General features: G+C 60.6%; 13 protein-coding genes. 12 read left to right on the plus strand and 1 reads right to left on the minus strand.

Annotation, left to right across the window (positions count from 1 at the left end; genetic code table 11):
• Nucleotides 1-68 precede the first annotated feature (68 nt).
• The 4 genes from recJ (at nt 69) to HZ99_RS23405 (ending at nt 4,125) form a co-directional block, all read left to right on the plus strand.
• Entirely contained in the window at nt 69-1,778 is a 1,710-nt protein-coding gene (recJ, locus tag HZ99_RS23390; RefSeq protein WP_038446388.1) for a single-stranded-DNA-specific exonuclease RecJ, read from the plus strand.
• 170 nt (nt 1,779-1,948) lie between these two features.
• Nucleotides 1,949-3,055, plus strand: coding sequence for an NADH:flavin oxidoreductase/NADH oxidase (locus HZ99_RS23395; RefSeq protein ID WP_038446389.1), 1,107 nt, complete (start codon nt 1,949-1,951; stop codon nt 3,053-3,055).
• A gap of 104 nt (nt 3,056-3,159) precedes the next feature.
• Complete coding sequence (locus tag HZ99_RS23400; RefSeq protein WP_038446390.1) at nt 3,160-3,693, plus strand: GNAT family acetyltransferase; 534 nt, start codon at nt 3,160-3,162, stop codon at nt 3,691-3,693.
• A 246-nt stretch (nt 3,694-3,939) separates the two neighbouring features.
• Nucleotides 3,940-4,125, plus strand: a complete 186-nt coding sequence (locus HZ99_RS23405; RefSeq protein ID WP_038446392.1) for a hypothetical protein — start codon at nt 3,940-3,942, stop codon at nt 4,123-4,125.
• Between the two features lie 48 nt (nt 4,126-4,173).
• Here HZ99_RS23405 and HZ99_RS23410 read toward each other — a convergent pair whose 3' ends face one another.
• The gene (locus HZ99_RS23410) at nt 4,174-5,799 is read right to left on the minus strand and encodes a glucan biosynthesis protein D (protein ID WP_038446394.1); all 1,626 of its coding nucleotides are present in this window, start codon (nt 5,797-5,799) and stop codon (nt 4,174-4,176) included.
• Between the two features lie 331 nt (nt 5,800-6,130).
• Between HZ99_RS23410 and prfB the strand changes: the two genes are divergently transcribed.
• The 8 genes from prfB (at nt 6,131) to HZ99_RS23455 (ending at nt 13,342) form a co-directional block, all read left to right on the plus strand.
• A protein-coding gene (gene prfB, locus HZ99_RS27450) for a peptide chain release factor 2 (protein WP_115127508.1) occupies nt 6,131-7,226 on the plus strand; the annotation gives its coding sequence in 2 pieces (ribosomal slippage) (nt 6,131-6,202 and nt 6,204-7,226; 1,095 coding nt in all).
• A gap of 94 nt (nt 7,227-7,320) precedes the next feature.
• On the plus strand, nt 7,321-8,820 hold the full coding sequence (lysS, locus tag HZ99_RS23425; protein WP_038446395.1) for a lysine--tRNA ligase: 1,500 nt from the start codon (nt 7,321-7,323) through the stop codon (nt 8,818-8,820).
• A 108-nt stretch (nt 8,821-8,928) separates the two neighbouring features.
• A complete protein-coding gene (locus HZ99_RS23430) occupies nt 8,929-9,645 on the plus strand; it encodes a TetR/AcrR family transcriptional regulator (protein ID WP_080727750.1) in 717 nt (238 codons plus the stop codon).
• 83 nt (nt 9,646-9,728) lie between these two features.
• Nucleotides 9,729-10,277: a hypothetical protein gene (locus tag HZ99_RS23435; RefSeq protein WP_038446397.1), complete on the plus strand. Its 549-nt coding sequence runs from the start codon at nt 9,729-9,731 to the stop codon at nt 10,275-10,277.
• A 21-nt stretch (nt 10,278-10,298) separates the two neighbouring features.
• Complete coding sequence (locus HZ99_RS23440) at nt 10,299-11,576, plus strand: flavohemoglobin expression-modulating QEGLA motif protein (protein WP_029300170.1); 1,278 nt, start codon at nt 10,299-10,301, stop codon at nt 11,574-11,576.
• A 131-nt stretch (nt 11,577-11,707) separates the two neighbouring features.
• The gene (locus tag HZ99_RS23445) at nt 11,708-12,622 is read left to right on the plus strand and encodes an alpha/beta hydrolase (protein WP_038446399.1); all 915 of its coding nucleotides are present in this window, start codon (nt 11,708-11,710) and stop codon (nt 12,620-12,622) included.
• Entirely contained in the window at nt 12,619-12,945 is a 327-nt protein-coding gene (locus tag HZ99_RS23450) for a hypothetical protein (protein ID WP_038446400.1), read from the plus strand. The genes HZ99_RS23445 and HZ99_RS23450 overlap by 4 nt, the downstream gene beginning before the upstream one ends.
• Before the next feature lie 97 nt (nt 12,946-13,042).
• Nucleotides 13,043-13,342 (plus strand): hypothetical protein, encoded by a 300-nt coding sequence (locus tag HZ99_RS23455; RefSeq protein ID WP_038446401.1) that lies wholly within the window; start codon nt 13,043-13,045, stop codon nt 13,340-13,342.
• The last annotated feature ends 34 nt before the right edge of the window (nt 13,343-13,376 follow it).

Below are 13,376 nucleotides of genomic sequence, written 5' to 3' on the forward strand. Positions count from 1 at the left end.
CATTTGATGTTCATCGTTCCTTGTAGTGTTTTTTAACCGTTGTATTGCACAGAAGCCCCCGTCACCCCATGCGTATCGATCCCCGCCCATTGCCCGCTGTCCTGCCGTTCCTCGGTGAATTGCCACCGTTGCTGACCCGTCTCTACGCCGCCCGTGGCGTGACCTCGCAGGATGAGCTGGACAAAAGCCTGGCGCGGCTGATTCCGTATCAGCAGCTCAAAGGGATCGATGCCGCCGTGGACTTGCTGGTGACGGCCCTGGAGCAGCGCCAGCGCATCCTGATCGTCGGCGACTTCGACGCTGATGGCGCCACCGCCAGCACCGTGGGCACCCTCGGCCTGCGCTTGCTCGGGGCGGCCCATGTCGATTACCTGGTGCCCAACCGCTTCGAGTACGGCTACGGCCTGACCCCGGAAATCGTTGCCGTGGCCTTGCAGCGCGAGCCGCAGTTGCTGATCACCGTGGACAACGGCATATCCAGTGTCGAAGGCGTGGCGGCGGCGAAGGCCGCAGGCCTCAAGGTACTGGTCACCGACCATCACTTGCCCGGCGATGAACTGCCGGCGGCCGATGCCATTGTCAACCCGAACCAACCCGGCTGCGGCTTCCCCAGCAAGGCCCTGGCGGGCGTGGGGGTAATCTTCTACGTGTTGATGGCCTTGCGTGCGCGCTTGCGCAGCCTGGGCTGGTACGACAAGCAGCCGCAGCCGAATATCGGCGAGTTGCTCGACCTGGTGGCCCTGGGCAGTGTGGCCGACGTGGTGCCGCTGGATGCCAACAACCGCATCCTGGTCTACCAGGGCCTGGAGCGGATTCGCGCCGGGCGTGCGCGGCCGGGTATCAAGGCGATCCTGGAAGTGGCCAAGCGCGACCACGCGCGTATCACCTCCACCGACCTGGGCTTTATCCTCGGCCCACGGCTCAACGCGGCCGGGCGCCTGGATGACATGAGCCTGGGCATCGAATGCCTGCTCACCAGCGACTTCGCCCTGGCCCGGGAAATGGCCGCGCAACTGGACGGTATGAACCAGGACCGCAAGGCCATTGAGCAGGGCATGCAGCGCGAAGCCCTGGCCCAGCTCAAGGACCTGCCGGTGGAGTCGATGCCCTTTGGTCTGTGCCTGTTCGACCCGGAGTGGCACCAGGGTGTCATCGGGATCCTTGCCTCACGTATGAAAGAGCGCTATTTCCGCCCGACCATCGCCTTTGCCGATGCCGGTGACGGCCTGCTCAAGGGCTCCGGGCGTTCGGTGCCGGGTTTCCATATCCGTGATGCCCTGGCCGTAGTGGCCAGCCAGCACCCGAACCTGATCGCCAAATACGGCGGCCATGCCATGGCGGCGGGCCTGACCTTGACGCAAGATAATTTCCCGCTGTTCGCCGAAGCCTTCGACGCTGAAGTACGCCGGCAACTGCGTGAAGAAGACCTCACCGGGCGCCTGTTGTCCGATGGCACCCTGGCGGTGGAAGAGTTTCACCTGGAACTGGCTCGCGCCCTGCGCAATGCCGGGCCTTGGGGCCAGCATTTTCCCGAGCCGTTGTTTCACGGCGTGTTTCAACTGGTGGAGCAACGGGTGGTGGGCGAGCGTCACCTCAAGGTGGTGCTCAAGAGTGAGTGCGGTGCGGTCAAGCTCGACGGCATTGCCTTTGGTATCGACCGCGAAGTGTGGCCGAACCCGACCATTCGCTGGGTGGAGCTGGCCTACAAGCTGGACGTCAATGAATTCCGTGGCCAGGAAACCGTGCAATTGATGATTGCCCACATCGAGCCGCGCTGAACCCTGTGCAATCCCCGGTTGTCGACTAGTCTCTAAGCACTGTGTGATTGGTCTTGTGACCTCGTCTGTTTTTTAGCCCGAAGGGGACGGGCCTTTCATCTTTTCGTCACGCGCACCGGTCAGACAGAACCCTGGAGCCAATGCCCACCGGATACGAAAAGAGGTGCCCCATGAGCCTGTTGCTTGAACCCTATACCCTGCGTCAGTTGACCCTGCTCAACCGCATTGCCGTGTCGCCAATGTGCCAGTACTCCGCCGTCGATGGCCTGGCCAACGATTGGCACCTGGTGCACCTGGGCAGCCGTGCAGTCGGCGGCGCCGGGCTGATTTTCAGCGAAGCCACCGCCGTCACCGCCGATGGTCGCATCACCGCCCAGGACCTGGGACTTTGGAACGATGCCCAGATTGAACCGCTGCAGCGCATCACCCGCTTTATCAGCGCCCAAGGGGCAGTGGCAGGTATTCAACTGGCCCACGCCGGGCGCAAGGCCAGCACCCATCGGCCGTGGATCGGCAAGCACGGCAGCGTCAAGCCCGAAGACGGTGGCTGGGTGCCGGTAGGTCCTTCACCCATCGCCTTCGATCCGCAGCACACCGCGCCTCGCCAGCTTGATGAAGGGCACATCCAACAAGTGATCGCGGATTTCGTGGCCGCTGCCAAGCGTGCCCTGGTTGCCGGTTTCAAAGTGGTGGAAATCCATGGGGCCCATGGCTATCTGCTGCATCAGTTTCTCTCGCCCCTGAGCAATCAGCGCCAGGACAAATACGGCGGGTCCTTTGAAAACCGCATTCGTCTGGTGCTGCAAGTCACCGAAGCGGTGCGTGAGGTCTGGCCGCAAGAGCTGCCGCTGTTTGTACGTGTCTCGGCCACCGACTGGGTGGAAGATGGCTGGAACCCGGACGAGACCGTGGAGCTGGCGCGCCGCCTGAAAGGCCTGGGCGTGGACCTGATCGACGTATCCTCCGGCGGCACGGCGGCCAATGCCGAAATCCCTACCGGCCCCGGCTATCAAACGCGCTTTGCCGAGCGTGTGCGCAAAGAGTCCGCCATGGCCACGGGCACAGTGGGCATGATTACCGAGCCGGCCCAGGCCGAGCATATTCTGCGCACCTGCCAGGCCGATATCATCTTCCTCGCCCGGGAACTGCTGCGTGATCCGTATTGGCCGCTGCACGCCGATGACGACCTGGGCGGGCGCAAGGCTATCTGGCCGGCGCAATACCAGCGGGCGACCCACCGTGACCAGCCGATCCATGAGTCGGATCTGCGCGACTGACTTTTGCGCTTGCCCCTGCAACCCACCGCTGATAACGGTGGGTTTTTTCTTGCCTGCCGCCAGGGGAGTCGCGATCCTTGGGCACTTGAGCACTGGAGGCGATGATGCTGGTTGAACGTGATTTGAATGAAAGCGACATTCCCCTGCTGGCCTTGATTGATCGCACTGAACGGATCGACCAATGCTATCGCCTGGAGCACGGTGAACTGGTGCTATATGCCGCTCACCACGACATGCGTGGCTGGCCCGAGGGCGAAGCCGAGCAGGACGCGGTGGACCTGCACGCCTGCCTGATGCGTGGCGGGTGGTTGCATGGCGTGTTTGATGGCCCGACGCTGCTGGCGGCGGCGGTTGTGGATAACCGGGTTATCCACAACCAGGGCCTGCGTCTGCAGCAGCTCAAGTTCCTGCACGTCAGCCTGGGTGGCCGAGGGCGTGGGCTGGGCGGGCGGTTATTGGCCCTGGCCTGCGAGCACGGGGTAAAACTGGGTGCGCAGGGCCTCTATATCTCGGCCACCGAGTCGCGCAATACCGTGGAGTTCTATCTGCATCACGGCTGCCGTTTGCTCAAGCAGCCAGACACCGAGTTGTATCGTCGGGAACCCCACGACATCCACCTGTATCGCCCGCTCCCCTGACCAGGCCACTCTGCGGCGCACATACGATGATCGGTGTGTGAGGTTTTTCTGAGAGTCTTTTGCCTTAATGCAATTATTTAAGTGAATACTCTAAAAAAATCTCACAGGCGCCTGGATAGTTTCTACGCTTGAAGTAAGGCGACTTCTGGCCCAGGAAGTCAGTCTGTTTGCTCGCTGAGGCATTGCACTTCGCGGTCACGGTTATGGGCATCGGGCGTTGTTGTTTATTACACGGAGAAACATTCCATGGCCAAGTCCATTGGTGTAGCAGGGGTGCTGGCGCTTTTTTTCAGCCGCAAGCTGTCGTTGCATGGCCGCCGGTTGAGCTCGGATGAGACACAACTGCTTGAGCAGTACCGTGCATTGACCGAAAACGATCAGGTTGCCATGCGTTACCTGATTGGTGCGATGAAGAGTATTTCGCGCTTTTGAACCGGCAAGGGCGTTCCCACGCCGCAATGTGCGTGGGAACGCCGGGCATCAACTGTATTTGCGCTTGTCCGGTGCAGGCGGGAAGTACTGGTACAACCAGGTTTCGCTCAAGGTGCGGTCATTGGTGCGAATGAACAGGCGCATTTCCACCGGCTCTACGCTGTCGCTGGTCGGGTACCAGTCGAAGAGGATGCGGTAGCCCTTGATGTCATCGAGCACCAGCACACTGAAGTCTTTCACCTCGCCGTGGGAACAGGTGATCACCGGTTCAATCCCGGTGCCTTCAGGCAGGCGGTCGAGGCCACCGCCCTTGAAGTCCACGGCAAAGCGGCGGGCCCAGACCAGCGGGTAATGCTCTCCCGGTGCCCAACCTTCGGTGAAACCGCCCATGCCGGAACGGGTGGCGTTGACTTGCGCCAGCGGCGTACTGACCGGGGGCAGGGCGCTCCAGTACAGTTTGTAGCCAAAGGTCAGGGCGTCGCCTGCGGCGACCGGTTTCTTCGGGGTCCAGAAGGCGACGATGTTGTCCATGGTCTCGCCGGTGGTAGGAATTTCCAACAGGTCAATAGAGCCCTCGCCCCACGCGGTAGTCGGCTCCACCCACAGGCTCGGGCGCTTGCTGTACCAGTCAACGGTGTCCTGGTAACTGGCGAATTCATGGTCGGTCTGCACCAGGCCAAAACCCTTCGGGTCTTTATCGGCGAAGGCATTGAATTGCAGGGTGGCGGGGTTGTTCAGCGGGCGGCAGATCCACTCGCCGTTACCGCGCCACATTGCCAGGCGATCCGAATCGTGGATTTGTGGGTGAATGGTGTCGCACATGCGTCGCTCATGGGTGCCGCAACTGAACATGCTGGTCATCGGTGCGATGCCCATCTGCTGAATAGCGGTACGCGCATTGATATGGGCGTCGATGGCCATCACCACTTGGGTGGCCTGGCAATCGATATCGAAGCGATAGGCGCCGGTGGCGCTTGGGGAGTCGAGCAGGGCGTAGACCACAAAGCGCGTGCTGTCCTTGGCCGGTGTCTCGAACCAGAATTGGGTGAAATCGGGGAATTCTTCGCGTTTGCTGGCGTAGGTATCGATGGCCAGGCCGCGCGCCGAAAGGCCGTATTGGCCGGTGTTATCCACCGCACGGAAATAGCTGGCGCCGAGGAAAGACACCACGTCGTGACGGTCCAGTTCCGGGGCCTTGAACAGCTTGAAGCCGGAAAAGCCCAGGTCGCCCTTGAGTTGCGTGGTATCGACCGTGGTTTTTTCATAGTTGAACAGCGACGGACGGAAGTGCACCTCCCGCGCCTGGCGCGTCTTGGGGTCGACGCTGTGCATGCGCACCGGGGTCTTGAAGCCCATGCCGACGTGGAAAAACTGCACGTCCAGTTGGCCGTTGAGATCTTTCCACAGTGAATGATTGCCGTCGTAGCCAATGGCATTGAAGTTCTGCGGGGTCATGGTCGCCAGCGTGGGCGGCAGCACCTGGCGGGTGTCCTGGTACTGTTTGCCGGCCAGTTGCTTGGCCTGCTGTTTGAGCCAGTCGAAGTCGAACGCCTTGGCGTCGCCATCGGCTGCACGATTCCCGGCCCAGGCCTGGGCGGCCAGCAAGCCACTGGCCGACAGCCCGGTGTAGGCCGCGATGGCCATGGACGCTTTGAGCAAATTCCTGCGGTGCATAAATACAACCTGTGGTGAGCAATCCCGTGCCGTACCTGGCGCGTGCTGGATCAGAAATAACGGTTCGGACATGCCTTCGGCCAAACGCAACGGACATTAAACAGATGCCGGATAGCTTAAGGGGTTCGATGAGTAAGGAAAATTGATTGATGGCGGGATGATAGCGTTGCATATGAAACAAGACGTGTCCGCGTGGGACTCGCAAGCCTGCACCGTGTTGATGCACAGATCCCACTCAAAGCTGCCTTTTCGGCCAGGTGGACTGCCGTTTCCGGCCTTTTGCCGTTATACTCGCCGGCTTTCAAAAGTTCGCCAACGAGTGCTGCCCGCCATGGAAATCAACCCGATCCTTAACACCATCAAGGACCTGTCCGAGCGCTCCGAAACTATTCGGGGGTATCTTTGACTACGATCAAAAGCATGAGCGTCTGACCGAAGTCAATCGCGAGCTTGAAGATCCGGCTGTCTGGAACAAACCTGAATACGCCCAGGAACTGGGCCGCGAGCGTGCTGCGCTGGCGCAGATCGTCGACACCCTCGACGAATTGAACACCGGTCTGGGCGATTGCCGCGACCTGCTGGACATGGCCGTCGAAGAAAATGACGAAGGCGCAGTGGGCGATGTCGTCGCCGAGCTGGCCCGTCTTGAGGAAAACCTCGCCAAGCTTGAATTTCGCCGCATGTTCAGCCACGAGATGGACCCAAACAACGCCTACCTGGATATCCAGGCCGGTTCCGGCGGCACCGAAGCCCAGGACTGGGCCAATATCCTGCTGCGCATGTACCTGCGCTGGGCTGACAAACGCGGTTTCGAAGCAACCATCATGGAACTGTCCGCCGGTGAGGTCGCCGGTATCAAGGGCGCGACCGTGCATATCAAGGGCGAATACGCCTTTGGCTGGCTGCGTACCGAAATTGGCGTGCACCGTCTGGTGCGCAAGAGCCCGTTCGACTCCGGCAACCGTCGCCACACCTCGTTTTCTGCTGTTTTCGTCTCGCCAGAGATCGACGACAAGGTGGAAATCGAGATCAACCCGGCCGACCTGCGCATCGACACCTACCGGTCTTCCGGTGCCGGTGGTCAGCACGTAAACACCACCGACTCGGCCGTACGTATCACCCACGTACCGACCAACACCGTGGTCAGCTGCCAGAACGAACGTTCCCAGCACGCGAACAAGGACACCGCCATGAAAATGCTGCGGGCCAAGTTGTACGAGCAGGAAATGCAGAAGCGCAATGCCGCTTCCCAGGCGCTGGAAGATACCAAGTCGGATATCGGCTGGGGTCATCAGATCCGTTCGTACGTGCTCGATGCGTCGCGGATCAAGGATCTGCGCACTAACATCGAACGCAGCGACTGCGACAAGGTACTCGACGGCGATATCGACGAATACCTGGAAGCCAGCCTGAAATCCGGGCTGTAAGACGCTGACTAACCGCGATCCCTGTAGGAGCCGGCTTGCCGGCGATCCCCGGCCGCAGGCCGGGGACAACGAACCCGATGGAATATTTAAAGACATGAGCGACCAACAACTCGACCAAGCCCTGCAACAGGAAGAAAACGCCCTGATCGCCCTGCGCAAGGAAAAGCTTGCTGCCGAGCGCGCCAAGGGCAACGCCTTCCCCAACGACTTCCGCCGCGACAACTACTGCGATGCCTTGCAGAAGCAATACGCGGACAAGACCAAGGAAGAGCTGGCAGAAGCAGCGATCCCGGTCAAGGTGGCAGGTCGCATCATGCTCAACCGTGGCTCGTTCATGGTGATCCAGGACATGACCGGTCGTATCCAGGTCTACGTCAACCGCAAGACCCTCTCGGAAGAAACCCTGGCCTGGGTGAAAACCTGGGACATGGGCGACATCATTGCCGCCGAAGGCACCCTGGCCCGTTCCGGCAAGGGTGACCTGTACGTGGAAATGACCAACGTGCGCCTGCTGACCAAGTCGCTGCGCCCGTTGCCGGACAAGCACCACGGCCTGACCGACACCGAACAGCGCTATCGCCAGCGCTACGTCGACCTGATCGTCAACGAAGAAGTGCGCCAGACTTTCCGTGTGCGTTCGCAAGTGATCGCGCACATCCGTAGCTTCCTGATGGCACGTGACTTCCTCGAAGTCGAGACGCCGATGTTGCAGACCATTCCAGGCGGCGCGGCAGCCAAGCCGTTCGAAACCCACCACAACGCCCTGGACATGGAAATGTTCCTGCGTATCGCGCCTGAGCTGTACCTCAAGCGCCTTGTTGTTGGCGGTTTCGAGAAAGTGTTCGAGATCAACCGCAACTTCCGTAACGAAGGTGTCTCGACCCGGCACAACCCGGAATTCACCATGTTGGAGTTCTACCAGGCCTACGCCGACTACGAAGACAACATGGACCTGACCGAAGAGCTGTTCCGCGAGCTGGCGCAGTTGGTCTTGGGCAGTACCGATGTGCCGTATGGCGACAAGGTGTTCCACTTCGGCGAGCCGTTCGTGCGCTTGTCGGTGTTCGATTCGATCCTCAAGTACAACCCTGAGCTGACCGCCGATGACCTGAACGACATCGACAAGGCCCGCGCCATTGCCAAGAAAGCCGGGGCCAAGGTCCTGGGTTTCGAAGGCCTGGGCAAATTGCAGGTGATGATTTTCGAAGAACTGGTGGAGCACAAGCTGGAGCAGCCGCACTTCATTACCCAGTACCCGTTCGAAGTCTCGCCGCTGGCCCGTCGCAACGACGACAACCCGAACGTCACCGACCGTTTCGAGCTGTTTATCGGTGGTCGTGAAATCGCCAACGCCTATTCCGAGCTGAATGACGCGCAAGACCAGGCCGAGCGCTTCATGGCCCAGGTGGCCGACAAGGACGCCGGTGACGACGAAGCCATGCATTACGATGCCGATTTCGTGCGGGCGCTGGAGTACGGCATGCCGCCGACGGCCGGTGAAGGTATCGGTATCGACCGCCTGGTGATGTTGCTGACCAACTCACCGTCGATCCGCGATGTGATCTTGTTCCCGCATATGCGGCCACAAGCGTAACCTTCGCGAATCCCGAAGCCGCCTTTTATAAGGCGGCTTTTTTGTGTGGCCTGGACTAACGTCAAGCGGACGGCGCCAGACTTTTGTTGAGTGAGAGGACGATCTTTCGTGAAGCGCGTAATGGCTCAAGAAGGCGCCGCTGGCATCGCTGCCGCCGTGGCTGAAAGTGTTCAGTACCAGGGCCGCAAGGCCAGTCGCCAGGGCAGTGAGCAGCGTCGCCAGGATATCCTCGACGCGGCGATGCGCATTGTCGTGCGCGATGGCGTGCGGGCCGTGCGCCATCGCGCGGTAGCGGCGGAGGCGGGTGTGCCACTGTCGGCCACCACCTACTATTTCAAGGATATCGACGACCTGCTCACCGATACCTTTGCCCAGTATGTGGAGCGCAGTGCAGCCTTCATGGGCAAGTTGTGGGTACGTAACGAAGGCTTGCTGCGGGAGATGGTGGCTTATGGTGATGGCAGTGCCGAATCGCGCTCGCAGCTGGCCGATGACATTGCGCGGCTGACGGCCGATTACGTTTTGCGCCAACTGCTCGGCCGACGCGAATACCTGATGGCCGAGCAGGCCTTTCGCCAGGAAGCCCTGTTGAACCCGCGCCTGGCGGACCTGGTGCGCTCCCACCAGCAGATTCTGTTGCAGGGCACTTGCCAGTTTTTCCAAGTACTGGGCTCCCGTGAGCCGCAACAAGATGCCAAAGTGTTGACGGCGATTATCAGTCGGATGGAATATCAGGGCCTGCTGTTCGAGCCCGAGGCCCTGACCGGTGAGGAAATGCTCGAGATTCTCAAGCGTTACATGCACCTGGTACTGGCCTCGGTCTAGTCGTGTAGGCGCTGGCTTTTGTGGGAGCTGGCTTGCCGGCTCCTACACAAGCAGGGCCACCCCAAATAGCTGTGGAGTGATCGATGAAAACCTGGCGTGTGCTTATGACCGCGATGGTGTTGCTGCTCCTGAGCGGCTGCCTGGTGACCTTCAAGGAGCCCATGCCGGCCCGCGAAGCGGCGCCTGATGCGCTGCTGGGCAAGTGGGCCAGCCGCAACGCCTGGGGCGAGCCGCTCGACCTGCAGATCAGCCGGGCGGGCCAACATCGCTACAAGGCAGTGAGTACTTCCCAGGCCCAGCCGGTCAAGCGTGATGAGTATCTGTTCAGCGTGTCGCGCCATGGCAACCGCTGGTACCTGTCGGCACCGCTGCCGGACACGCTGGGCGGGCACTTTATCCTCGCCGGCTTTGAATTGAATGATGCCCGCGAACTGGTGGTCTACACCCTCGACCCTGAGGCGATCAGCCAGGCCATCGTGCAGAAAGCCCTGATTGGTAGCAGCGTGGAAACCGTCGAAGGCGACGGGATATTGATCGGCAGCCCCATGAACCAGGTCCTGGCTTACCTGGATGATCCGGCCAACGCCGATGTGTTTGTCGAAGCCGTGCGCTATCAGCGCGTGGGCAAATAACGTTTAGAGAGGAAGTACCGGGTGGACGATTACCAGCAGACGATACGCACCTTGTCCGATCGCATTGTGCTGGCGCAAACACCGATTCGCGTCCTCGACGCCGTCAAGTGGGACGACAACATTCGCAAGGGCTTCCTCCAGGGCAAAGGCAAGCACATGCCGGCGGTGGACCGCGACTATTACCTGAACCGGCCATTGTCGTTCGATTCCAGCAAGGTGAAGCTGGAGTTCCAGAACATCGAGCGCGATATCACTCGCCAATTGGGCCAGTTCAATCCGGTCGGGCAGATCATGCGGCGCATGTGCAAGGAGTACCGCATGGTGGTGCGCATGCTTGAAGCCCGTGGCACCGAGGATTTCGGCCTGATTTCCCAGGAGCTTTACGGTGCGGCGTCCGATGCGTTCCATGCCGGTGACCCGACCCTGGCCGACCTGGGCCTGATGCTCTCCGATTACCTGAACAATATCGACGGTCGCGGCGATCTCAAGGACGAAGCCAAGACCCTGACCGCCAAGGACGCCGTGAGCCTGCTGCAAAGTCGCCTGAACAAGGTGTTTGGCGAGGCCGAGGAGACCATCCGCGTCTTTGAGTCCGATGGCATTGTGGCCGATGCGGCGGCGGGCGCCGACTACATCAAGATCCGCGCCGATGCGATGTTCAACGAGCGCGATGTGCGGGCCCTGGAAGTCCATGAGGGGCTGGTCCATGTCGGCACGACCCTCAATGGCCAGAACCAGCCGATCTGCACTTTCCTGTCCAAGGGGCCGCCGTCGTCGACCGTGACCCAGGAAGGCCTGGCGATCCTGATGGAGATCATCACCTTCGCCTCCTATCCCAGCCGCCTGCGCAAGCTGACCAACCGCACCCGCGCGATCCATATGGTGGAAGAGGGCGCCGATTTCCTGCAGGTGTTCGAGTTCTTCCGTGAGCAGGGCTTTGAAATGGCCGAGAGCTACGGCAACGCCAGCCGGGTTTTCCGTGGCTCGACGCCGACGGGCCTGCCGTTTACCAAGGATTTGTCCTACCTCAAGGGCTTTATCATGGTCTACAACTACATCCAGCTGGCGGTGCGCAAAGGCAAGCTGGAGCAGGTGCCGTTGTTGTTCTGCGGCAAGACCACCCTGGAAGACATGCGCACCTTGCGTCAGTTGGTGGACGAGGGCCTGGTGGTGCCGCCCAAGTACTTGCCGGATCAGTTCCGCGATATGAACGCGCTGTCGGCGTGGATGTGCTTCTCCAACTTCCTCAATCACCTGAGCCTGGATCGGATCGAGGCGGACTACTCCAATATCCTCTGACCACCCCTTCAACTCTAGGAGCTTGCCGGCGATAGCGATCAGCCAGACACTGGTGTGGTAACTGGCAGTTAGCAATCGCCGGCAAGCCGGTTCCTACAGTTGATCCTCAACCCTTTGCGAGGTTTCAACGGATGCGACTCCTCGGCATTCTATGCCTGCTCCTGACCCTCAACGGCTGCAGCTCGCTGCTGTTCTACCCCGAGCCCGGCCTGCCGTTCACCCCGCAACAGGCACGCCTGGAGTACCGTGACGTCACCCTGACCACCGCCGATGGCCTCAAGCTGCGCGCCTGGTGGCTGCCAGCCAAGGCTGGCGTACCGCTCAAGGGCACGGTGCTGCACCTGCACGGCAATGGGGGCAACCTGTCCGGGCACTTGGGTGGCAGTTGGTGGCTGCCGACCCAAGGCTATCAAGTGCTGATGCTGGACTATCGTGGCTATGGTGTGTCCGAAGGCAAGCCATCGTTGCCGGCTATCTACCAGGACCTGGACGCCGCCTTCCAGTGGCTCGACCAGGCCCCCGAAACCCAGGGCCAGCCGCTGGTGGTCCTTGGCCAAAGCCTGGGCGGGGCGTTGGCGGTGCATTATTTGGCGGCGCACCCCGAGCGCCAGCCACGGCTCAAGGCGCTGGTGTTGGATGGTGTGCCCGCCAGTTATCGTGATGTAGGGCAATTCGCCTTGAGCACTTCCTGGCTAACATGGCCGTTTCAGGTGCCGTTGTCGTGGCTGGTGCCGGATGCCGACAGCGCGATCCATGGCATGCCACAACTGACCGGCGTGCCGAAACTGCTGTTCCACAGTCTGGATGACCCGATCGTGCCGCTTTCCAATGGCATCCGTCTGTATCAAGCTGCGCCGCCGCCAAGGGTGCTGCAACTGACCCGAGGCGGGCATGTGCAGACCTTTGCCGACAAGACCTGGCAAACCGTAATGTTGCGTTATCTTGACGACCCGCAGCATTTCAATGGCCTGCGTCGCCTGGGGGAAATCCCCAATTACCCGGCGGCGCCCAATCCCAAAACTGAACCATCAGAGAGCCCGCAATGAGCGAAGAACGCAACATGATACCCCTGATCCTCACTGGCATCGGCACCATCATCGGTACCGTTGGCTGCCTGTGGTATTACGGCTACCTGCACTTTGCCAAGCCCGAGGATGCGTTGCTGCTCAGCGACTACACCATGCTCAAGACCGTGCCCGGCGAGGACTATAAAGTCTCCCTGACCCCTGCGCCCCAGGTGGCGCAATGCGTCGATGGCGTGCTGGTGTTGTTCGATACTGAGCAAAAGGGTTTGACCGGCGTACTGGTGAACAGCAAGAAACAGGCAGTGCGCTGCATGGGGCAGGAAACCCCACAGTTACAGCAGTAAACCAGCCGGTAGTTTTTGGAACCATATTTTGTACGACGCCACTGATTGGGTTGTCGGCAGCGCTGACAAGTGACCCTTAATTACGTGGAGTATCGTTATGAGTATTGGTGGAATTGGTAGCGGGTTCGGTAACTTCAGCGGCGCCGGTATGGGGGATTCCGGCAATATGGTTGGCAAGGGGGTCGACGGTGGTCAGCAGCAGGGCGGTATGGACCCTGAGGCGCTGAAGAGGCTCCTGGCACAACTGTTGGGCGCTGCGGGTGGCGCAGGCGGATCCCAAGGCAGCAGTGGCGGTGGCGAGGATGATCAAGGCTCTACGCGCGATCAGATGAGTGGCCAAGGGCAGCAAGGCATGCAGATGCCCCAAGAGAACAACAACTCGATCAACTTCGGCTGATCAGCCTCACCCTGGCGGTATCTTGCAAAAAAAG

It is taken from the genome of Pseudomonas fluorescens, from assembly GCF_000730425.1.
GTDB lineage: Bacteria > Pseudomonadota > Gammaproteobacteria > Pseudomonadales > Pseudomonadaceae > Aquipseudomonas > Aquipseudomonas fluorescens_X.